General features: G+C 65.8%; 16 protein-coding genes. 11 read left to right on the forward strand and 5 right to left on the reverse strand.

Features of this window, described 5'->3' with window-relative positions; translation table 11 throughout:
• Positions 1-11: 11 nt before the first annotated feature.
• Both HNR60_RS02995 and HNR60_RS03000 read right to left on the reverse strand, forming a co-directional pair.
• Positions 12-2,507 (reverse strand): penicillin-binding protein 1A, encoded by a 2,496-nt coding sequence (locus HNR60_RS02995; RefSeq protein ID WP_184254132.1) that lies wholly within the window; start codon positions 2,505-2,507, stop codon positions 12-14.
• A 155-nt stretch (positions 2,508-2,662) separates the two neighbouring features.
• The gene (locus tag HNR60_RS03000) at positions 2,663-3,955 is read right to left on the reverse strand and encodes an N-acetylmuramoyl-L-alanine amidase (protein ID WP_184254134.1); all 1,293 of its coding nucleotides are present in this window, start codon (positions 3,953-3,955) and stop codon (positions 2,663-2,665) included.
• A gap of 687 nt (positions 3,956-4,642) precedes the next feature.
• Here HNR60_RS03000 and HNR60_RS03005 point away from each other — a divergent pair.
• Positions 4,643-7,768, forward strand: coding sequence for an Rne/Rng family ribonuclease (locus tag HNR60_RS03005; protein ID WP_184254136.1), 3,126 nt, complete (start codon positions 4,643-4,645; stop codon positions 7,766-7,768).
• Between the two features lie 278 nt (positions 7,769-8,046).
• Here HNR60_RS03005 and HNR60_RS03010 read toward each other — a convergent pair whose 3' ends face one another.
• Both HNR60_RS03010 and HNR60_RS03015 read right to left on the reverse strand, forming a co-directional pair.
• Complete coding sequence (locus HNR60_RS03010) at positions 8,047-9,366, reverse strand: dicarboxylate/amino acid:cation symporter (protein ID WP_184254138.1); 1,320 nt, start codon at positions 9,364-9,366, stop codon at positions 8,047-8,049.
• 299 nt (positions 9,367-9,665) lie between these two features.
• Positions 9,666-10,880, reverse strand: coding sequence for a pyridoxal phosphate-dependent aminotransferase (locus HNR60_RS03015; RefSeq protein WP_184254140.1), 1,215 nt, complete (start codon positions 10,878-10,880; stop codon positions 9,666-9,668).
• Between the two features lie 112 nt (positions 10,881-10,992).
• Between HNR60_RS03015 and HNR60_RS03020 the strand changes: the two genes are divergently transcribed.
• Both HNR60_RS03020 and HNR60_RS03025 read left to right on the forward strand, forming a co-directional pair.
• Complete coding sequence (locus HNR60_RS03020) at positions 10,993-12,402, forward strand: M48 family metalloprotease (RefSeq protein ID WP_184254142.1); 1,410 nt, start codon at positions 10,993-10,995, stop codon at positions 12,400-12,402.
• 96 nt (positions 12,403-12,498) lie between these two features.
• Positions 12,499-13,266, forward strand: a complete 768-nt coding sequence (locus HNR60_RS03025) for a DsbA family protein (RefSeq protein WP_184254144.1) — start codon at positions 12,499-12,501, stop codon at positions 13,264-13,266.
• A gap of 168 nt (positions 13,267-13,434) precedes the next feature.
• On the opposite strand, the gene HNR60_RS03030 is transcribed toward HNR60_RS03025, so the two are convergent.
• Entirely contained in the window at positions 13,435-13,665 is a 231-nt protein-coding gene (locus HNR60_RS03030) for a hypothetical protein (protein ID WP_184254146.1), read from the reverse strand.
• Positions 13,666-13,953: 288 nt separating this feature from the next.
• On the opposite strand from HNR60_RS03030, the gene HNR60_RS03035 reads away from it, so the two are divergent.
• The 8 genes from HNR60_RS03035 to HNR60_RS03070 all read left to right on the forward strand — a co-directional run bounded on the left by HNR60_RS03035 (position 13,954) and on the right by HNR60_RS03070 (position 21,226).
• Positions 13,954-14,229, forward strand: coding sequence for a hypothetical protein (locus HNR60_RS03035; RefSeq protein WP_184254148.1), 276 nt, complete (start codon positions 13,954-13,956; stop codon positions 14,227-14,229).
• A 278-nt stretch (positions 14,230-14,507) separates the two neighbouring features.
• Complete coding sequence (locus HNR60_RS03040; protein ID WP_184254150.1) at positions 14,508-15,182, forward strand: DUF1236 domain-containing protein; 675 nt, start codon at positions 14,508-14,510, stop codon at positions 15,180-15,182.
• Positions 15,183-15,611: 429 nt separating this feature from the next.
• Entirely contained in the window at positions 15,612-16,067 is a 456-nt protein-coding gene (gene aroQ / locus HNR60_RS03045; RefSeq protein ID WP_184254152.1) for a type II 3-dehydroquinate dehydratase, read from the forward strand.
• 35 nt (positions 16,068-16,102) lie between these two features.
• Positions 16,103-16,582 (forward strand): acetyl-CoA carboxylase biotin carboxyl carrier protein, encoded by a 480-nt coding sequence (gene accB, locus HNR60_RS03050; protein ID WP_184254154.1) that lies wholly within the window; start codon positions 16,103-16,105, stop codon positions 16,580-16,582.
• Between the two features lie 129 nt (positions 16,583-16,711).
• The gene (accC, locus tag HNR60_RS03055) at positions 16,712-18,067 is read left to right on the forward strand and encodes an acetyl-CoA carboxylase biotin carboxylase subunit (RefSeq protein ID WP_184254157.1); all 1,356 of its coding nucleotides are present in this window, start codon (positions 16,712-16,714) and stop codon (positions 18,065-18,067) included.
• A gap of 137 nt (positions 18,068-18,204) precedes the next feature.
• Positions 18,205-19,704: a sensor histidine kinase gene (locus HNR60_RS03060; RefSeq protein ID WP_210313193.1), complete on the forward strand. Its 1,500-nt coding sequence runs from the start codon at positions 18,205-18,207 to the stop codon at positions 19,702-19,704.
• Positions 19,701-20,141 (forward strand): response regulator, encoded by a 441-nt coding sequence (locus HNR60_RS03065; protein ID WP_184254161.1) that lies wholly within the window; start codon positions 19,701-19,703, stop codon positions 20,139-20,141. The genes HNR60_RS03060 and HNR60_RS03065 overlap by 4 nt, the downstream gene beginning before the upstream one ends.
• A complete protein-coding gene (locus tag HNR60_RS03070) occupies positions 20,138-21,226 on the forward strand; it encodes a response regulator (protein ID WP_184254163.1) in 1,089 nt (362 codons plus the stop codon). Before HNR60_RS03065 ends, HNR60_RS03070 begins: the two co-directional genes overlap by 4 nt.
• The last annotated feature ends 11 nt before the right edge of the window (positions 21,227-21,237 follow it).

Consider the following 21,237-nt stretch of genomic DNA (forward strand, 5'->3'; position numbering starts at 1 on the left):
ATATGGGCCCGCTAATACAGCCCGCCGGTGCCGGGGCGCAGGATCGAGCGGTCGGCGTCCGGTGAGACGGTGAGCGCGCGGCCCTCGGCATCGGCGACGCCGATCACCGAGTAATTGTCCGGCGGCGCGGTGCCGGGCTTGAAGGCTTCGAGGATGGTGCGACCGCCGTCGCCTGGGCCGGCGCGGGTGCCGGTCTTGGAGTCGACCCGGATCAATTTGATTCCGGCCGGAATGCGGAACGGAATCGCCGGCTTGTCGGCCAATGCGAGCTTCAAAAAGTCCCTGGCAATCGGCGCCGACAGATGGCCGCCGGTGCCACCTCTTCCGAGATTGCGCGGCTTGTCGTAGCCGACATAGATCCCGACCACGACGTCCGGCGAGAAGCCGATGAACCAGGCGTCCTTCTCGTCGTTGGTGGTGCCGGTCTTGCCGGCGATCGGCTTGCCGAATCCCGAGAATGCCGAGGCCGCGGTGCCGGCCTGCACCACCCCCTCCATCATCGAGGTGATCTGGTAGGCGGTCATGGCGTCGAGCACCTGCTCGCGGCGATCGACCAGTTGCGGCTCGGCCTGGTTCTTCCATCCCTCGGGCGCGTCGCAACCGCGGCATTCGCGGGCGTCGTGCTTGAAGATGGTGCGGCCGTAGCGGTCCTGGATGCGGTCGATCAGCGTTGATTTCACCCTTCGGCCGCCATTGGCGAACATCGAATAGGCGGTGACCATCCGCATCACCGTGGTCTCGCCGGCGCCGAGCGCATAGGACAGATAGTTCGGCAGTTCGTCATAGACCCCGAACCGCTTGGCATATTCGCCGATCAGCGGCATGCCGACGTCCTGCGCCAGCCGCACCGTCACGGTATTGAGCGAGTGCTTGAGCGCGTTGCGCAGCGTGGTGGGGCCGTAATATTTGCCGGTGGAATAGTTCTCCGGACGCCACACCCCGGCGCCCTGCCCCTGGTCGATTTCGATCGGCGCGTCGACCACCACGGTCGACGGCGTATAGCCGTTGTCCATCGCCGCCGAATACACCAGCGGCTTGAACGACGAGCCGGGCTGCCGATAGGCTTGCGTCGCGCGATTGAACTGGCTCTGGTCGAACGAGAAGCCGCCGACCATCGCCAAGACGCGGCCGGTCCACGGATCCATCGCCACCATCGCGCCCGACACTTCGGGCAATTGCCGCAGCCGGAACTGGCCCTCGACCAGGCTGCCGTCCTTGGCGATCAACGGGTCGGCATAGATGATGTCGCCCGGCGACAGCACCTGCGACACCGAGGTCGGAGTCTTGCCGCGCTGCGGCCCTGCGGCCGGCCGCGCCCATCTCACGCCGTCGAGCGTAATGATGCCGATATGGCGATCCTTCAGCACCGCGCCGCCGAGTTCGCGGCCGGGCTGGAAGCCGATCCGGGCCGACTGATCCGAAGTCTCCAGCACCACCGCCATCCGCCACGGCGAAATGTCGGACAGCGATTTGACGTCGGCGAGCTTGACGCCCCAATCGCCCGAGATGTCGAGCTTGGCGGTGGCGCCGCGCCAGCCCTGCGCTTCGTCGAAATTGACCAGGCCGGCACTCATGGTCTTGCGCGCGATTACCTGCAGCTTCGGATCGAGCGTAGTGCGGACCGACAGCCCGCCTTCATAGAGCTTCTTCTCGCCGTAGCGCTCGAACACGTCGCGGCGCACTTCCTCGGCGAAATATTCGCCGGCGAAGATGTGCGCGGCGTTGGTGCGGTTGGTCACCGCCATCGGATCCTTGCGCGCCTTGTCGGCGTCGGCCTGCTTGATCCAGCCGTTCTCCAGCAGCCGATCGACCACGTAATTGCGCCGCTCAATGGCGCGGTCGCGGTTGCGGATCGGATGCAGCGCCGCCGGCGCCTTCGGCAACGCCGCCAGATACGCCGCCTCGGCTACGGTCAGTTCGTTGACCGACTTGTCGAAATACACCAGCGAGGCGGCCGCGATGCCGTAGGCGCCGAGCCCGAGATAGATCTCGTTGAGATACAGTTCGAGGATCTTGTCCTTGGAATAGGCGCGCTCGATTCGCATCGCCAGCAAGGCTTCCTTGATCTTGCGGGTGAACGACACCTCGTTGGTCAGAAGGAAGTTCTTGGCGACCTGCTGGGTGATGGTGGAGGCGCCCTGCGGCCTCCGGTTGGAGCCGAAATTCTGCGCGTAGAGCAATGCCGCGCGCGCCATGCCGGAATAGTCGATGCCGCCGTGCTCGTAGAAGTTCTTGTCTTCGGCGGCGAGGAAGGCGTTGATCACCAGCTTCGGCACCGCCTGGATCGGCAGATACAGCCGGCGCTCCTTGGAATATTCGCCGAGCAGCGCGCCGTCCGCGGCGTGCACCCTGGTCATCACCGGCGGCTCGTAATCCTGCAGCTGCGAATAGTCGGGCAAGTCCTTGGAGTAATGCCAGATCAAACCGGCCGCGGCGGCCACGCCGACCAGGAACACGATGGTTCCGGCCGCAAACAGGAAGCCCATAAACCGAAACAGCAGCCGCATCAGACGATGTCCGTTCAATCCTGCAGCCGCCACAGCGGCCCAGTGCCGTCAGCCGTTCTTACGCGAAGCGGCGGGCAATTTCCGACGATTTGTCAAATCACACGCGGACTTTTTATAGGACAGGCTGTGTCTAAACTAGGGCTTCGGCGCGCTTTTCAGTTGGTCGGGCTAACCGAAACCACCCGTTTCCCAAAGAACGCATCCACCGCCTGCGCCACCGAGCCGACCGTGCGCGCCCGCCAGTTCTCCGACACCAGCTGCTTCAGGTCGCCCTTGTTGGAGACATAACCCAATTCCAGCAGCACCGACGGCACGTCGGGCGCCTTCAACACCTTGAAGCCGGCCGACTTCAGCGGATGTTTGTGCATCCGCGCCGCGCTCTTCATTTCGGACATCAGGATGCGGGCGAATCGGTTGGAGAAGCTCTTGGTCTCGCGCTGCGCGAGATCGATCAGGATGTCGGCGACGTCGGTCGGCTCTTCGGTCAGATTGACACCGCCGATGGCGTCGGCCTTGTTCTCCGCTTCGGCCAGCCGTTCCGCCTCGGCGTCGGAGGCGCGGTCCGACAGCGTGTAGATGGTGGCGCCCTGGGCGTCGCCCTCGCCGCGCGGAAGTGCGTCGGCGTGGATCGAGACGAACAGCGCGGCGGACTGCGCCCGGGCGATTCGCACCCGTTCGGCCAGCGGAATGAAGGTGTCGTCGGTGCGGGTCATCACCACGCGATATTTGCCGGCCTTTTCGATGCGATCGCGCAGCGCCAGCGCGAAATCCAGCACCAGGGTCTTTTCCGCCTCGCCGCTGGCGGCCTGGGTGCCATTGTCGATGCCGCCATGGCCGGGATCGAGCACCACCACCGGCCGCGCATCGAGCGGCTCCGCAGCCGCGTGCGGCGTGGGGGTGACCGAGGCGACGGCGTCGCCGTCGACCGCCGGCCGCAATTCGGGGCGGCTCTCGGCACCGAGCAATTGCACGAAGGTGGTGCGGTCGACCGCCGCCAATTCGATCACCAGCCGCGGCGGCTGGCCGTTGGCGGCATCGAGCTGATAGGCGCTTTCGATCTTCGCCGGGCCGTTGAGCTCGAGCACGATCCGCGAGCCGCCCGGCATCACCAGGCCGTAGCGAAACGCCTTGACCAGGCCGCGCTCGGTGGTCCCGGATCCGGCCGGCAGACGAAAATTCACCTGCGGGAGATCCACCACCACGCGATACGGGTCGGCGAGCGTGAAGATGCGGTGCTGCACCTTGCTGTCGAGGTCGATCACGAAGCGGGTTTGCTTGTCGTCGCCGGCCAGCCGGGCGTCGGATACAACCGGAAACAGGTTGGCGGCGGCCAGGCCGGGCGACTCGGCGCGCGCCGGACTGAGGCTCATGGTAACCAGACACAGCGATGCCGCAGCGCACGCAACCAGCGCTCCCAACACAAATTTATGATTTGCGCCGCCCGCCAACGAATCCGGTCTCCCTGCTTGGTGTTTACCGCATTAGAACCGCACAGTTAACGAGACCTTAAGGCGCCGGCCGCGATTCCGGTGCGGTGTTGCCGGCCCGCGACGCGTCGCTTGCCAGCGTCGTCCATTCGACGTATGTAAAAAGGGCTGACGGTATAACTCGCGGTTGTGTCGCGTCAGCCTCCCGGTGCAACGCCGTATCCTCTCGGAAAGTCTCAAGAGGATTTGGCGTCTTCCGCCCTCCCAAGCCAGCGCAGCGCGCGGCTGAACAAGAGCGGCGGTTTTCTGCCGGGCGGCTTCCGATCCCAGGTCCATTCGCTCCAGGGGCGGTACCAGACACTTCACGACCGGCTTTCGGCCGCAAGGCCGCGATATCCCTAGCTGGCGAGCGCTTCGGCGCGCGCTGGTCCTTCAGCGAAACCAGGCGGCGCCCTTGCCGCCAATCTGATCAGACGGGCCGACGCTTGATGCGCCAGACTGTGTTGCCGACAAGAACCCACGCAAAGGCTGCGCTGCTGCGAAGCAATAGCTTCGCGCGCTGCAACGCCCCGGGTTCAGCGTCGGCGCGGCGCCGCGGGTTGCGTTTCGGCCTTCCCCTCACCCCCGAATCAGGTGGACCATCCCGCTACCCGACCGCGCCTCGCGCGCGAGTCGTCATGCGCGCAGGTCGCCGTCAAGAGTTCAGAAATGCCCAACAAAATGTTGATCGACGCCACCCACCCGGAAGAAACCCGGGTGGTCGTGATCCGCGGCAATCGCGTCGAAGAATTTGATTTCGAAACAGCGCAGCGCAAGCAGCTGCGCGGCAACATCTATCTCGCCAAGGTCACCCGGGTCGAACCGTCGCTGCAGGCGGCGTTCATCGAATATGGCGGCAATCGCCACGGCTTCCTGGCGTTCAGCGAAATTCATCCAGACTATTATCAGATCCCGGTCGCCGACCGGCTGGCGCTGATCGAGGCCGACGAACGCGCCCATCGCGAAGCCGAGGAAGAGAGCGAGAACCGCTCCAACCGTCGCCGCCCGCGGCATCGCAATTCGCGCCGCCGCGGCAATGGCGAGCGGGTGCAGAGCGACGTGGTTGACGCCGCTGCAATCGACGGCCCGCAGCCCGATGAGCACGAGCACGGCCATCCCGACCAGCCGCAGCCGGTCGAGGCCGGATTCGAGGCGCAGCACGGCGAGGATCACGCCGAACAGCCGTCGCACGAGCAGGACGAGCACGACACGTCGGACAACGTGGGCGGCGATGATCAGCCGCACGCTGTCGAGACCGCCGCGCACGACTTCGCCGCCGATGCGCCTGCCGCCGAATTCGATCCCGCCACGGCGATCGCGCCGGTGGTGCCCAATGCCGATGCCGAAGACGACGGCTATGTCGAGGACGCGCCGTTTCCGATCGAGCCGCCGCAGGCGGTGCAGGTCGACGGCGACAATGACTTGATCGCCGACCTCGACGTCGCGCTGCCGGCGCAGGCCGAAGAGCACCACGACGACGCCGACGAGGATGACGAAGACGACGGCGAAGAAGCCGAAGAAGACATCGTCGAGTCGGTCGGCGGCGACGACGTGCTGGAAGAAGTGCCGGAACGCGCCTTCCGGCCGCGCCGGCAGTACAAGATTCAAGAGGTCATCAAGCGCCGCCAGGTGATGCTGGTGCAGGTGGTCAAGGAAGAACGCGGCAACAAGGGCGCGGCGCTCACCACCTATCTGTCGCTGGCCGGCCGCTACGCCGTGTTGATGCCGAACACCGCCCGCGGCGGCGGCATCAGCCGCAAGATCACCTCGGCGCAGGACCGCTCCCGGCTGAAGGAAGTGGTGCAGGATCTCGACGTGCCGGAAGGCATGGGGATCATCCTGCGCACCGCCGGCGCCTCGCGCACCAAGCCGGAGATCAAGCGCGACTTCGAATATCTGATCCGGATGTGGGAAACCGTCCGCGACATGACGTTGAAGTCGCAGGCGCCGACCCTGGTCTACGAGGAAGGCTCGCTGATCAAGCGCTCGCTGCGCGACCTCTATAATAAGGAGATCGACGAGATCCAGGTCGCCGGCGAAGCCGGCTATCAAGAAGCCCGGGATTTCATGCAGATGCTGATGCCGTCCAACGTCCGGGCGGTGAAGCAATATCGCGACGGCCAGCCGCTGTTCTCGCGGATGGGCGTCGAGAGCCAGCTCGATGCGATGTTCTCGCCGACCGTGCAACTGCGCTCGGGCGGCTACATCGTCATCAACCAGACCGAAGCGCTGGTCTCGATCGACGTCAACTCCGGCCGCTCGACCCGCGAGCACCATATCGAAGACACCGCGCTGAAGACCAACATCGAGGCCGCCGAGGAAGTCGCACGGCAGCTGCGCTTGCGCGATCTCGCCGGGCTGATCGTGATCGACTTCATCGACATGGAGGAGAAGCGCAACAACCGCGCGGTCGAACGCAAGATCAGCGATTGCCTGCGGCAGGACCGCGCGCGGATCCAGATCGGCCGGATCTCGCATTTCGGCCTGTTGGAAATGTCGCGGCAGCGGATTCGCGCCAGCGTGCTGGAGAGCTCGACCGAGCCCTGCCCGCATTGCGGCGGTTCCGGCCACGTCCGCTCGGTGGCGTCGGTTGCGCTGCAATTACTGCGCGGCCTGGAAGAAATTCTGATGAAGGGCGCGACGCACAATCTGATCGTGCGCACCCGCAGCGATGTCGCGCTCTACGTGCTGAACCACAAGCGCGGCCATCTGCGCGATCTGGAAGACAGTTTCCGGGTGTCGCTGACGGTGATCGCCGATCCGACCGTCACCGGCCAGCAGTCCTTCGTGATCGACCGCGGCGAGCAGGTGCATACGCTGGAAGCCGCCAAGGCGTTGCTGGCGGCGCAGGTCGCGGCGTTCCCGCCGGCGGTCGAAGAACCGTATGAAGACGACGAGTTCGAGTTCGAAGCCGAGATCGAAACCGACGAGACCGTTGGGCTCGCCGACGATCAGCAGGGCGCCGAGCCCGGCGAAACCGAAGCCGAAGCCGAGGTGCGCAAACGCAAGCGGCGGCGGCGGCGGCGCGGCCGCGCCGGCGAGGCGCGCGAAGGCGCGCCGCTGCGCGACGATGCCGATGCAACGGCAGCGCCCGCTGATGCCGGCGAGAAGTTCGAAGGCGCCGAGCTGGCCGAAACCGATGAAGCCGACGAGAGCGCTGACGCCGACGGCGAGGCCCGTCTCGAGCAAGGTGCCGATGGCGAACGGCGGCCGCGGCGACGCGGTCGGCGCGGCGGTCGACGTCGGCGCGGCGGTCCTGAGGACGGCCAAGCCGGTTCGATTGCCGACGACCTGGACTACCCGGCGGCTTCGGAAGCGGCGCTGGCGGTCGGCGATCTCGACGGTCCGGCGCTGGAGCCGGTCGGCGAGGAACAGCCGCAAGAGCCCGCTGACTATTCCGCGCCGGAACCGCAAGCCGAACCGGAGCAGCCGGTCGCGGTGAGCGAGGCCCCCGCCCCGGTCGAGGCGCCGCGCCCCGAGCCGGTTGCGGAAGCCCCGGCCGAAACCGAGCGATCGGCGCGCCGCCGCTCCACGGTCCGTGAAAAGGTGCACTTCGGTGGCGAGGCCGCCGTGGTCGCGGCACCTCAGGTTAGCTCCCCGGTCGAGCCGCAAGCGATGACGGCAGCCGTTGAGACCGCTCCGATTGAGACCGCTCCGATTGAGACGGCTCCGACCGAGACCGCGGAAGCGGCACCGGCCGAGCAAGCTGCGCCCGTTGCCGCCCCGGCGCCCGAGGCTGCGGCGCAGCCGCGCCGTGCCGGCTGGTGGTCGCGCCGCTTCGGTGGCGGCGAATAGCGTCCTGCTCACAGGTCAAGAACAACGAACCGCCCGGTCACCCGGGCGGTTTTTGTTTGCGCCATCGCGCGTGCCGCCGCTGCTCGTCGGCTGCTGCAGCTCGGCTCGCGGCTTGCCAGCGCATCTAAGCGCGCCACGCGGCCGCTAGGCGGTCACCAGAATGAGCTGCTCTGCTGCCGTCGATGGCGGCATTTGCTCGCCGTCACGCATGAAAAAACCGCCCGGATTTCTCCGGGCGGTTATCAGCAATGCGACGCGTCGCGCTGGCGGCGGCACGATTATCCCGTGGTCACCGCGGTCTCGATGTCCGAGGGATCGATGGTTTGGTTCAACGCCGCGGCTAGCTTATCGTGATCGAGCTCGTTTTCCCACCACGACACGAACACCGTGGCGACACCGTTGCCGGTGATGTTGGTGAGCGCACGCACCTCGCTCATGAACTTGTCGACCGAGAACACGATCGCCATGCCGGGCACCAGCGCCGGGTTGACCACCGACAGCGTCGCGGCGAGCGTGATGAAGCCGGCCCCGGAGACGCCGCTGGCGCCCTTCGAGGTCAGCATCGCCACCAACAGGATGGTGAGCTGTTCGGTCCAGGTCAGGTCGACGCCGAGCGCCTGCGCGATGAACAGCGTCGCCAGCGTCATGTAGATGTTGGTGCCGTCGAGGTTGAACGAATAGCCGGTCGGGACCACGAGGCCGACCACCGACTTCGAACAGCCGAGCCGCTCCAGCTTTTCCATCAACTGCGGCAGCGCGCTTTCCGACGAGGAGGTGCCGAGCACGATCAGCAATTCGTCCTTGATGTACTTCAGGAACTTGAAGATGTTGAAGCCGACGATCTTGGCGATCAGGCCGAGCACCAGCACCACGAACAGCGCCGCGGTGATGTAGAACACCGCGATCAGGCCGATCAGATTGCCGAGCGCCGCCGGGCCGAACTTGCCGATGGTGAACGCCATCGCGCCGAACGCGCCGACCGGCGCCGCCTTCATCACGATGGCGATCACGCCGAACACCGCGTGCGAGGCGTCGTCGATGACGTCGCGCAGCCGATGGCCGCGCTCGCCCAGCGTCATCAGCGCGAAGCCGAACAGAATCGCGAACAACAGCACCTGCAGGATGTCGCCCTTGGCGAACGCGCCGACCACGCTGTCCGGGATGATGTTCAACACGAAGTCGACCGAATGCTGCGCCTCGGCCTGCTTGACGTATTTGGAAACCGCGGCGGCGTCGCCGGTGGCCCCGAGCCCATGGCCGATCTGCACCACGTTGCCGACCACGAGCCCGATCAGCAGCGCGAACGACGAGACCACCTCGAAATAGAGCAGCGCCTTGACGCCGACCCGGCCGACCTTGCGGGCGTCCTGAATATGGGCGATGCCCGAAACCACGGTGCAGAAGATGATCGGCGCGATCACCATCTTGATCAGCTTGACGAAACCGTCGCCGAGCGCCTTGACCCACTCGTTGGTGGCGATCTGCGGCGACAGCCAGCCGAGTAGCACGCCGAGTACGATCGCAACCAGCACTTGCAGATAGAGCAGCTTGTACCAGGGTTTCCTGGCCGCTGGCGGTTTTGACTTGGCCGATGGCATGGGCCCAAAACTCTCAGTCACCGCCGACATGGCATTTTCTCCGGATCCAAGGATATGCCTGTCATTGTTATACGCTTGCACCCCGTCGACCCCAGGCAAGTCCGACCGGCAGAGCACGTCAGAAGTAGCGATCGCGCCTTAAGGCATTCCGGTCGGCCAGGTGCACGCTTCAAGCGCAGCGTTGTTTCTGTTCGCGCCATAGGACGCGGCTGAAACGATTGGCACGAGAATTCTCCGGAAAGGAAATTATCGATCCCGCTATAGCGGGCAAGCGGGACGCGGCGCAAGTATCCTAAGGCTTATATCGGCCGTTGTTGCGCAAGCCATTTGCTGATCCGCGCCACCGCCTCGTGCATGTCGGTTGCCGAACGGGCGTAGGAGAACCGCACGAAGCTGCGGCCGCGCACCGGATCGAAGTCGACGCCGGGTGTCGCCGCGACATGGGCTTCCTGCAGCATTCGCTGGGCGAACGCGAAACTGTCGTCGGTGAATTTCGAGACGTCGGCATAGAGATAGAACGCGCCGTCCGCCGGCAGGAACTCGGTCAAACCGGCTTGTGGCAAACCTGTGATCAGGATTTTGCGGTTCTCCTCGTAGCCGCGCTTCACCGCTTCCATCTCGGCGCGGCCCTCGAACGCCGCGGCGGCGGCGATCTGCGACAGCGTCGGCACCGAGATCGCGAGATTTTGCTGCAGCCGCTCGATCGGCCGCACCAAGGCCTCCGGCACCACCATCCAGCCGACCCGCCAGCCGGTCATGCAGAAATATTTCGAGAACGAGTTGATCACCACCGCGTTCGGCGACAGTTCCGCGGCGGTCACCGCCGGGAAGGCATAGTCGAGCCCGTGATAGATCTCGTCGGAGATGAAGCCGATGCCCTCGCGCGCCGCGACGCCCATCAGCTCGGTCAACGCCTCGCGGGTCATCATCGTGCCGGTCGGATTGCCGGGGCTCGCCACCAGCACGCCCTTCAGCGGCGCCTTGCGGTGCGCCGCAAGCAGCGCCTCGCCGGTCAAGGCGTGGCGGGTCACGCTATGAGTCTCGATCAGCACCGGCTCGCAGCCGAGCGCGGTGAGGATATGGCGATACGGCGGATAGCCCGGCACCGTCACCGCGACGCGGTCGCCGGGCTCGAACATCGCCAGGAACGCGAGAATAAAGGCGCCGGAGGAGCCGGTGGTGACCACGATGCGGCCGGGGTCGACGGTGCAGCCATAGGCCTCGCGATAGTGCCGCGCGATTCGCTCGCGCAACAAGGGAATGCCGAGCGCCGAGGTGTAGTCGATGCGACCCTGCTCCAGCGCGGCATGCGCGGCGTCGATCGCGCTGCGCGGCGCTGCGGCCGCGGGCTGGCCGACCTCGAGATGAATCACATGGCCGCCTGAGGCTTCGATCCGCTCCGCCGCCGCCATCACGTCCATCACCATGAACGGCGGCACGTCGCTGCGCCCGGACGGCGTCAGCACCCGTTCGATCAGCCGCTTGGCGCGGTCCGGCCCTGTCGCATCGTGCATCGGAATCTGCTATCTCCGGCTGGTTTTACAATCGAGGGTTACGCCGACGGCGCCGCGCTGCCGCCCCATTCCGGGGGTTGCTAGGGCATATCCCGCAATCGAACCATGGCCAATGATTAAACCACAGCAATTCGCGGCCCGCGTGGCCCTTCATCGTCTCGGTGTCCGGCTGACCGCGCTGCTGGTCGCCGCAGCGCTGGCGCTGGCGCCATTTCCGGCAGCGGCGCAACAGGGCGGCAACGGCCCGCGGCTGTTGCGCGACACCGAGATCGAGCAATTGCTGCGCGACTACACCAGGCCGATCCTGCGCACCGCGGGGCTGGAGAAGCAGAACATCCAGGTCGCGATCATCAACGACCCGACCTTCAACGCCTTCGTCGCCGACGGCCGGCGGATCTTCGTCAATTACGGCGCGCTGATGCAGTCGCAGACCCCGAATCAACTGATCGGCGTCCTGGCGCACGAGACCGGCCATCTCGCCGGCGGCCATCTGTCGAAGCTGCGCGAACAATTGGCGCAGGCGCAGACCCAGATGATCGTGGCGATGATGCTCGGCGTCGGCGCCATGGTGGCCGGCGCCAAGAGCGGCAGCGAAGGCGCCGCCAGCAACATCGGCATGGCGGCGTTGAGCGCGCCGCAGGAGATGATCCGCCGCAACCTGCTGTCGTATCAGCGCCAGCAGGAGGAGAACGCCGACCGCGCCGGGGTCAAGTTCCTCACCGCCACCGGGCAATCGCCGAAGGGCATGTACGAGACCTTCAAGCGCTTCACCGACGACAGCCTGTTCGCGGCGCGCGGGGCCGATCCCTATTCGCAGTCGCATCCGATGCCGGCCGAGCGCGTCCGCGCGCTCGAAGAGCTGGCGCGCTCCAGCCCGTATTGGGACAAGAAGGACGACGCCGCGCTGCAGCTGCGCCACGACATGATGCGCGCCAAGACCTCCGGCTTCATGGAGAAGCCCGACACCGTCAACCGGCGCTATCCGCTGTCCAACGACACCCTGCCGGCGCGCTATGCCCGCGCCATCAGCACCTATCTGCACGGCGACCTGCGCTCGGCGCTGAGCCAGATCGACGGCTTGCTCCAGCAGCAGCCGAACAATCCGTATTTCTATGAGCTGCGCGGCCAGGCGCTGCTGGAAGGCGGCCGCCCCGCGGAAGCGGTGGCGCCGCTGCGCAAGGCGGTGGCGATGACGGGCGGCGCGCCGTTGATCTCGATGCTGCTGGGACAAGCGCTGGTCGCCTCCGACAACAAGGCCACCACCGACGAGGCGATCGGCATCCTGCGCGCGGCGCTGGCGCGCGAGACCGAGGCGCCGCTCGGCTATTCGCAGCTGGCGATGGCCTATGGCCGCAAGGGCGACTACGCCCAGGCCGATCTCGCCGCGGCGCAGGCCGCGTTCCTGCGCGGCGACGCCAAGACCGCGCGCGAACTCGCCTCCCGCGCCAAGACGAGGTTCGCGGTCGGCTCGCCGGGCTGGGTCAAGGCCGACGACATCGTCGCCACCAAGCCGACGAAGTGACGCCGCGCCCCGGCCTCGCTTCACAAATTCAGCTCAATCCGGTCGCAGAATCGGCTTTGAGCATTTAAGAACCAGCATTCTCAAAAGGATTTGCCCATGCCGCCGCTTCGCCTGTTCGCCTCCGCCCTGTTCGGGCTCGCCCTCGCCGCGATGCCGAGCCTCGCATCGGCGCAGGCGTTCTCCGACGACCAGCGCGGTCAGATCGAGACCATCGTGCGCAGCTATCTGTTGGCGCATCCGGAAGTGCTGGAGGAAGTCTCCGCCGAACTGAACAAGCGGCAGGCGATTGCCGAGGCCGAGAAGCATCAGGCCGCGATCGCGCAGAACGCCCAGACCATCTTCAATTCGCCGCGCGGCGTCACGCTCGGCAACAAGGACGGCGACGTCTCCTTCGTCGAGTTCTTCGATTACAATTGCGGCTACTGCAAGCGCGCCATGACCGACATGCTGGAGCTGATGAAGGACGATCCCAAGCTCAAGGTGGTGCTGAAGGAATTCCCGGTGCTCGGGCCGGGCTCGGTGGAAGCCGCCCAGGTTGCCGTCGCGGTGCGGATGCAGGACCCCACCGGCAAGAAGTATCTCGACTTCCACCAGAAGCTGTTGAACGGCCGCGGCCAGGCCGACAAGGCGCGCTCGATCGCCGCCGCCAAGGACGCCGGCCTCGATATGGCGCGCTTGGAAAAGGACCTCGCCAGCCCCGAAGTGCGCGCCACCATCGAGGAGAACTTCAAGCTCGCCGAGGCGATGGGCATGAACGGCACCCCGAGCTATGTGATCGGCAAGCAGGTGGTGGTCGGCGCGGTCGGTCTCGAGGCGCTGAAGGAAAAGATCGGCATCGCCCGCTGCGGCAAGGCGACCTGCTGAGCGCCACGGCGTTTCCCGACAAGCTCATCGAACCGCCCGTGGTCCGGTCGTGACCGCGGTCGATTGATCAGCAGGGACGATCGCAGAAATTGAGGTAAGTGCTACGGCAAAGGCGGGCGACAATAGTCCCGTGAACAGCGCGGCGATGCGCCCTCGCCGGCTTTGCGGCTAATGCGCGGTATGGCGAGTCGCGGGGCACTCGCTCTCCGACACTCGCAGGCGATCGGCGCGCAGCGACCAGTCAGTCAGATGTTCGGTCTCGCAGAACTTCAGCTTGGCAAGCTCGCCGGCGTCGCAGCTGTTGGCAGCTTCGACCTCAAGCAAGTGCTGGCAGACTTCGGCGTGATGGCCGTTGTCTCCAAGAATGTCCTTGAAGAATTGCACCCTATAAAGAGCCATGAGACCTCCCAATGTCGCCCCCATTGGTGAAGCTGCGCGATCATGCCTCAGATCGGACCAAAGACGAAGAGCGATTTTGACCCCGGTCAATGAATCTTTCGTCGTTTGTTGCGCCGCAGAAGAGGCGCGTCGATTCGAAGTTAGTTCGCCGCAGCACGAAACATAATGTTCCCCGTCGCTTATCAGGATATGACAAAACAAAACCCACTGGGAACCGGACGTTCGCCGGAACATGATGCCACTCCTCCAGTTGTCGATGGCAGATTGCAACAATGAGGAGGAACACGAATGAACAAGCGCCTTATGATGTCGATCGCCGCCGCCGCATTGATCGCTGGTAGCAGCGCCGCGAGCGCGCAGACCTCGGGCGGCACGCCCGGCAGCGCCGGCTCGTCGAGCACCGCTGCCTCGCCCAACACCACGTCGAGCAACCAGCCGAGTTCTCAGGGCACCGAGTCCGCCCGCGGTGCCAGCGACAGCAAGAAGACGACGCAGGGCATGGCGCCCGGTGCCGCGGCGCCGAGCGGCATGAGCAGCGACAAGTCCGACATGGGCAAGAAGTAGGTTCAACTAACGAAGCGAAACCGCCGCCGCGTGATCCCCGATCGCGCGGCGGCGTCGTTTCACGACCAAGCGCAACGTTCGCTGGATTTTTCGATCGTCGCGTCAGATGTCAGCAGGCGACGCGATGTCGCCCTTCGCGCTTTAGACCGCAGGCCGGCGCGTTCCATCTTCATCTCGCATTCACAAAACAAAGCTGCTGCGCGCGGTCACGCCCAGGAACATGACGCCAACCCTCCGGTTATTGCGCGGGCAGACGCAAACGCGAGGAGAAACTTAAGATGAGCAAACGTTTCCTAGTATCCGTTGCCACCGCCGCATTGATCATCGGCACCAGCGCGGTAAGCGCACAGAGCCCGGGCGGCAGCCCCGGCAGCGCCGGGTCTTCGAGCGGCGCCGCGGCGCCGTCCGCCGCCGGCTCCAGCAATCAACCGAGCTCGCAGGGTGCGGAGTCCGGCCGGGGTTCGGCCGAAGGCGGCATGAAGTCGACGCAGTCGAACGAGAAGATGGCGCCGGGTGCCCAGCCGAACCAGCGCGCGCAGGATTCGACCCCGGGCCAGAAGTCCGGGATGAGCGCCGACAAGGGCGATAAGGCCGGCAAGGACATGAAGGCCGAGGGTGCGAAGGACGCCAAGGACGGCAACCGCAACGCCGCCGACAACAACCGCTCCTCGACCACCACCGGCCAGGCCGGCGCCGGCGCCAAGCTGTCCGGCGAGCAGCGCACCAAGATCACCACGGTGATCAAGCAGCAGCGCATCCAGCCGGTCACCAACGTCAACTTCGCGATCTCGGTCGGCACGCGGGTGCCGCGCGAGGTGCACTTCCACCCGCTTCCGACCGAAATCATCTCGGTCTACCCGGATTGGCGCGGCTACGAGTTCTTCCTGGTCCGCGACCAGATCGTGGTGGTCGACCCGCGCAGCTTCGAGATCGTCGCGGTGCTCGACGCCTGAGCCGGCTGACCGACACCATCGCAACGAACCAGGGGGCGGCCGCCGGGCCGCCCCTTTTGCGTAATTATACGAAAGACAGGTTCGCGCCACCGCGGCCACGCCCACTGCCTCCACGCCGATGGTTAATCAGTCGTTTCCGCGACTTGTCGAGCACTGCTGGCAAAACGAATGAGTGCCGAACCGGGGCTTTCTCGGCTCTGGAGGCTTTCCCTTCTCCGTAAGGTTACTTATAAACCGCCAAGAAAACCGGTGCGTCGCTCGGATCGCGTGGCCTCGCGGTGAGCAGCGGACCTCGGAAAGCCGCAAAGACATCTGATTTCTCGTTGCCCCATCGAAAGAGAGGTCCGTCAGAGAGCTGCGCCGCAGGCGCGCCTGTCGGAGCTCGGTTGATCGGTGCGTGCGACGGTCGCAGACGAAACCAGGATTGTGATGCCCAAGACAGTCTATGTCCTCAACGGTCCGAACCTCAATCTGCTCGGCTTGCGCGAGCCTGAGATCTACGGGCACGCCACGCTGGCGGATGTGGAACGGCTGTGCGCCGAGACCGCGGCGCGGTTCGGTTTGCTGGCGGATTGCCGGCAGTCCAACCGCGAGGGCGAGTTGATCGACTTCATCCACGACGCCCACGCCACCAAGGCAGTCGGCATCATCCTCAACGCCGGCGGCTATTCCCACACCTCGATCGCGCTGCACGACGCGCTGGTCGCGGTGCGGATCCCGACCGTCGAGGTCCACGTCAGCAACATCCACGCCCGCGAGAGCTTCCGCCACCATTCCTTTACGGCGAAAGCCGCCTTCGCCAGCCTGTGCGGCTTCGGCATCGACGGCTACCGCCTTGCCATCAGCGGCCTCGCCGCAAAAATCGGCGCCAGCGCGCAAGCCTGACGCACCCCATCACCACGAAAGCTTGGATCGAGAATATGGCCCGCCCGCCTGAAGACAAAGCCGCCGCGACCCCCAAGGCGGCTGACGACAACGCGCTGATCCGCGAACTCGCGCTGCTGCTCGACGAGACCAATCTGACCGAGATCGAGATCGAGCGCGCCGGCCTGCGGGTGCGGGTCGCCCGCACCGTGACGATTTCCGCCGCGGTGCCGACCGGCCATGCGGCCGCCGCCCCGGCGGCGGCTGCCGGCCCCGCCCCGGTCGCCGACGTCGCCAAGCACCCCGGCATGGTGCCCTCGCCGATGGTCGGCACGGTGTATTGGGCCTCGGAGCCCGGCGCCAAGCCGTTCGTCGAGGTCGGCAGCAAGGTCCGCGCCGGCGAGACGCTGTTCATCATCGAGGCGATGAAGACGATGAACCAGATTCCGTCGCCACGCGCCGGCACCGTGACCCAGATCCTGGTCGAAGACGGCCAGCCGGTCGAATTCGGCGAGCCGTTGGTCGTCATAGAGTAAGGGCGAATGGGGAGTAGCGAATAGCGAATAGGGACGACACCGACCAAGCCGGCGACGCCCCCCTGCGCTTTCCATTCGCTATTCGCCACTCGCTATTCGCGTCTTTCGCCCTCACAGCTCGGTACAGCCATGTTCGACAAAATCCTGATAGCCAATCGCGGCGAGATCGCGCTGCGCGTGTTGCGGGCCTGCAAGGAGCTCGGCATCGCCACCGTCGCGGTGCACTCCACCGCCGACGCCGACGCCATGCATGTCCGGCTCGCCGACGAGAGCGTCTGCATCGGGCCGCCGCCGTCCAAGGACAGCTACCTCAACATCCCGGCGTTGCTCGCCGCCTGCGAGATCACCGGCGCCGACGCGGTGCATCCCGGCTACGGCTTTCTGTCCGAGAACGCCCGCTTCGCCGAGATCCTGGCCGAGCACAATCTGCATTTCATCGGCCCGAAATCCGAGCACATCCGGCTGATGGGCGACAAGATCGAGGCCAAAAAGACCGCCAAGCGGCTCGGCATTCCGGTGGTGCCGGGCTCCGAGGGCGCGGTCGGCCCCGAGGACGACGCCATGGCGATCGCCAAGGCGATCGGCTTTCCGGTGCTGGTCAAGGCCGCCTCCGGCGGCGGCGGCCGCGGCATGAAGGTGGCGCAGACCGAAGCCGACCTGATGCTGGCGCTGTCGACCGCCGGCAACGAGGCCAAGTCGGCATTCGGCGACGCCTCGGTTTATCTCGAGAAATATCTGCAGAAGCCGCGCCACATCGAGATCCAGGTGCTCGGCGACGGCCGCGGCGGCGCCATCCATCTCGGCGAGCGCGACTGCTCGCTGCAGCGCCGCCACCAGAAGGTCTGGGAAGAAGGCCCCTCGCCGGTGCTCAGCGCCGAGGCCCGCGCCAGGATCGGCGCGACCTGCGCCAAGGCGATGCAGGACATGCAGTATCTCGGCGTCGGCACCATCGAATTCCTCTACGAGGACGGCGAGTTCTACTTCATCGAGATGAACACCCGAATCCAGGTCGAGCATCCGGTCACCGAGATGATCACCGGCATCGACCTCGTGCTGGAGCAGATCCGCGTCGCCGCCGGCGGCGACCTGCCCTGCACCCAGGACGAGATCGTGCTCAACGGCCATGCCATCGAATGCCGGGTCAACGCCGAGAACCCGGTGACCTTCCGGCCATCGCCCGGCAAGATCGCGCGCTACCATCCGCCCGGCGGGCTCGGGGTGCGGATCGATTCGGCGGTGTATCAGGGCTATGTGATCCCGCCCTATTACGACTCCATGGTCGGCAAGCTGATCGTGCACGGCAAGACCCGGGCGGAATGCCTGATGCGGCTGCGCCGGGCGCTCGACGAGATGGTGGTCGACGGCATCGAGACCACGCTGCCGCTGTTCCGGGCGCTGGTCCGCGAGCCCGGCATCATCGACGGCGACTACCATATCCATTGGCTGGAGCATTATCTGGCCGCGGGCGACAGCAAGAAGCCCTGAGCCCGGTTACGGAACCTTTCGCGGGCTGGAACGTTGTAGCTCGATTTTGTGCGGGTTCCGCCGGGGGATGGATTGAACTTCAGTTTTGACGGTTTGGGTGCCGCGTGGTGACACAGGCCCGCGCCCGGCAGCGTTCGATGCTGCAAATTGCGCTGCTCGGCATCGCATTCGCGGTGCTGGTGGTGATCAGCATCGCCTCGGTGTACTGGCTGCAGCGGGCGCGCGAGGATGCCGCCTGGGTGGCGCACACGCTGGAAGTCGAGAACCAGATTTCGCTGTCGCTGCTGCAGATCCGCCGCGCCGAAAGCGCCGAGCGCGGCTATCTGCTGACCCAGGAACAGGGCTTCCTCGACGACTACGAGGCGGCGGCCGGAGGCATTCCGCCGCTGCTGCGCACCTTGCAGGAGCAGACCCGCGACAATCCAGAGCAGCAGCGCGCGGTGATCGAGATCATGGCGCTGGCCGAAGCCCGGCTGGCGCAATTCCGCCGGGTGCTGGAATTGGGCCGCGACAACAAGCTCGACGCCGCCACCGAGATGATCCGCGTCAATGCCGGCCGCGACACCATGAACCGGATCCGGACGCTGTCGCTGGAGATGAGCGCCGAGGAGCAGCGGCTGTTCCGCGCGCGCACCACCACCGCCGACCGCAGCCAGGCGTTGGCCGCCATCGTCACCACCTCGGGCTCCGGGCTGGTGCTGCTGCTGGCGGCGATCTCGATCTTTCTGGTGCGCCGCTCCGCAGCCGCCCGCGACGAGGCCGAGACGCGGCTGCGCGACAGCAATCTCAACCTGGAATCCACCGTGCTGGAGCGCACCGCCGACCTGCGCGAGGCCAACGACGAAATCCAGCGATTCGCCTACATCGTCAGCCACGACCTGCGCTCGCCGCTGGTCAACATCATGGGCTTCACCAGCGAACTCGAGGAGCTGCGCGGCGACATCTTCCGCCGCATCGCCACGCTGGAACGTGCGGCATCGCCGAATCCAATGCCGGAAAACGCCGACAACGACGCCGAGCCCAAACTTAGCGGAGCCGACAAGCAGCTGTCGCAGGACTTCACCGAGGCGCTCGGCTTCATCAAGTCCTCGATCGCCAAGATGGACCGGCTGATCAGCGCCATCCTCAACCTGACCCGCGAGGGCCGCCGCGAATTCAAGCCGGTGCTGATCGACACCCGCGAACTGATCGAGGGCATCGTCTCCACGGTGGCGCATCAGGCCGCCGAGGCGGAGGCCGAGATCCACATCGAGCCGTTGCCGCAGATCGTCAGCGACCGCCTGGCGATCGAGCAGATCTTCTCCAATCTGATCGACAACGCGTTGAAATATCTCAAAAACGGCGTTCCCGGCGAGATCCGCGTGCGCGGCCGCCAGAAGCTCGGTTTTGCAATCTTCGAAGTCGCCGACAATGGCCGCGGCATCGACCCCAAGGATCACCAGCGGATTTTTGACCTTTTCCGCCGTGCGGGTACACAGGATCGTCCCGGACAGGGAATCGGCCTGGCCCACGTCCGCGCCCTGGTCCGGCGGCTCGGCGGCACCATGACGGTGTCGTCCGAACTCGGCACCGGCAGCACCTTTACGATCACCCTTCCGGCCAAATGGTCGGCTGCAAATCGGGATTCGCAAGCATGAGCAAGCCTGTCACCATCATCATGATCGAGGACGACGAGGGCCACGCCCGTCTGATCGAGCGCAATATCCGCCGCTCCGGCGTCAACAACGAGATCATTCCGTTCACCAACGGTACAGCCGCGCTCGATTACCTGTTCGGGCCGGACGGCAGCGGCATCGAGCACAAGGGCCAGGCGCTGTTGATCCTGCTCGACCTCAACCTGCCCGACACCTCCGGCATCGACATCCTGCGCCGGGTCAAGGAAAACGATCATCTCAAATGCACCCCCGTCGTGGTGCTGACCACCACCGACGACGCCCACGAAATCAAGCGTTGCTACGAGCTTGGGTGTAATGTCTACATCACCAAGCCGGTCAATTATGAGAGCTTCGCCAACGCCATCCGCCAGCTCGGGCTGTTCTTCTCCGTGATCCAGGTGCCTGAAACCATCGCATGACCACCCCCGCCCCCACGCTGCTCTATATCGACGATGACGAGGCGCTCGGGCGGCTGGTGACCCGCGGCCTGCAGCGCCAGGGCTATTGCGTGGTGCATGCCTCCAGCGGCGAAGCCGGCCTCGCCCGGCTGCGCCAGGGCGGCATTGATGTGGTGGCGCTCGACCAGTACATGCCCGGCCTCGACGGGTTGGAGACGCTGGAGCAGATCCAGAACATTCCCAATCCGCCGCCGGTGGTGTTCGTCACCGCGTCGCAGGATTCCTCGATCGCGGTGACCGCGCTGAAGGCCGGCGCCGCCGACTACCTGATGAAGGACACCCACGGCGATTTCGTGCCGCTGCTGCACGTCGCCACCGAGCAGGCGCTGCAGCAGGCGCGGATTCGCAAGGCGCGCGACGACGCGGTCGCCGAAGTGCACGCCTCGCGCGACCGCTACGCCGCGCTCGCCGCCGAGCGCGAAATGCTGCTGCGCGAGGTCAACCACCGGGTCGGCAACTCGCTGCAGATCATCGCCTCGCTGCTGCATCTGCAGGCCTCGTCGAGCAAGCAGGCCGACGTCAAGGCGGCGCTGACCAATGCAATGGGCCGGGTCGCCGCGGTGGCGCAGGTGCACCGCCGTCTCTACACTTCACACGATCTGAAAAGCGTGCTGCTGAATCAGTATCTCGAAGCGCTGCTGGAAGATCTGCGGCGCTCCGCCGAAGGCAACCGGATGTCGCGGCTGACGCTGAAATCCGAAGCGGTCGAGATCGACCCCGACCGCGCGGTGGCGATCGGCATCATCGTCAACGAGCTGGTGATGAACGCGGTGAAATACGCCTATCCGGACGCCGCCGGCCCGATTCACGTCGAGCTGCACGCCGCCGGCGACGACGTCGAACTGTCGATCGCCGACGACGGCGTCGGGCTCAACGTCAAGGTCAACCCGGAGTCGACCGGGATGGGCCAGCGCATCGTCAACGCCATGGCCACCAAGTTGGAGGCCGCGGTCGAACGCGACCCGAAGCACAGCGGCACCCGCATCGTGCTGCGCTTCCGCCGCATCAGCGCCCCGGCGGCCAGCCTCGCCGCCTCCGCGCGTTAGGGTCGGCGCAG

Source organism: Rhodopseudomonas rhenobacensis, from assembly GCF_014203125.1.
Classification (GTDB): domain Bacteria; phylum Pseudomonadota; class Alphaproteobacteria; order Rhizobiales; family Xanthobacteraceae; genus Rhodopseudomonas_A; species Rhodopseudomonas_A rhenobacensis.

What these genes read in the sequence shown, in the direction of transcription:
- HNR60_RS03025 (WP_184254144.1), top strand. Translation starts at nt 12,499, where the DNA reads ATGCCGCCGCTTCGCCTGTTCGCCTCCGCCCTGTTCGGGCTCGCCCTC.
- HNR60_RS03070 (WP_184254163.1), top strand. Translation starts at nt 20,138, where the DNA reads ATGACCACCCCCGCCCCCACGCTGCTCTATATCGACGATGACGAGGCG.
- HNR60_RS03030 (WP_184254146.1), bottom strand. Translation starts at nt 13,665, where the DNA reads ATGGCTCTTTATAGGGTGCAATTCTTCAAGGACATTCTTGGAGACAAC.
- HNR60_RS03065 (WP_184254161.1), top strand. Translation starts at nt 19,701, where the DNA reads ATGAGCAAGCCTGTCACCATCATCATGATCGAGGACGACGAGGGCCAC.
- accB (WP_184254154.1), top strand. Translation starts at nt 16,103, where the DNA reads ATGGCCCGCCCGCCTGAAGACAAAGCCGCCGCGACCCCCAAGGCGGCT.
- HNR60_RS03005 (WP_184254136.1), top strand. Translation starts at nt 4,643, where the DNA reads ATGCCCAACAAAATGTTGATCGACGCCACCCACCCGGAAGAAACCCGG.
- HNR60_RS03035 (WP_184254148.1), top strand. Translation starts at nt 13,954, where the DNA reads ATGAACAAGCGCCTTATGATGTCGATCGCCGCCGCCGCATTGATCGCT.
- HNR60_RS03040 (WP_184254150.1), top strand. Translation starts at nt 14,508, where the DNA reads ATGAGCAAACGTTTCCTAGTATCCGTTGCCACCGCCGCATTGATCATC.
- HNR60_RS02995 (WP_184254132.1), bottom strand. Translation starts at nt 2,507, where the DNA reads ATGCGGCTGCTGTTTCGGTTTATGGGCTTCCTGTTTGCGGCCGGAACC.
- HNR60_RS03020 (WP_184254142.1), top strand. Translation starts at nt 10,993, where the DNA reads ATGATTAAACCACAGCAATTCGCGGCCCGCGTGGCCCTTCATCGTCTC.
- HNR60_RS03015 (WP_184254140.1), bottom strand. Translation starts at nt 10,880, where the DNA reads ATGCACGATGCGACAGGGCCGGACCGCGCCAAGCGGCTGATCGAACGG.
- aroQ (WP_184254152.1), top strand. Translation starts at nt 15,612, where the DNA reads ATGCCCAAGACAGTCTATGTCCTCAACGGTCCGAACCTCAATCTGCTC.
- HNR60_RS03060 (WP_210313193.1), top strand. Translation starts at nt 18,205, where the DNA reads ATGCTGCAAATTGCGCTGCTCGGCATCGCATTCGCGGTGCTGGTGGTG.
- HNR60_RS03010 (WP_184254138.1), bottom strand. Translation starts at nt 9,366, where the DNA reads ATGCCATCGGCCAAGTCAAAACCGCCAGCGGCCAGGAAACCCTGGTAC.
- accC (WP_184254157.1), top strand. Translation starts at nt 16,712, where the DNA reads ATGTTCGACAAAATCCTGATAGCCAATCGCGGCGAGATCGCGCTGCGC.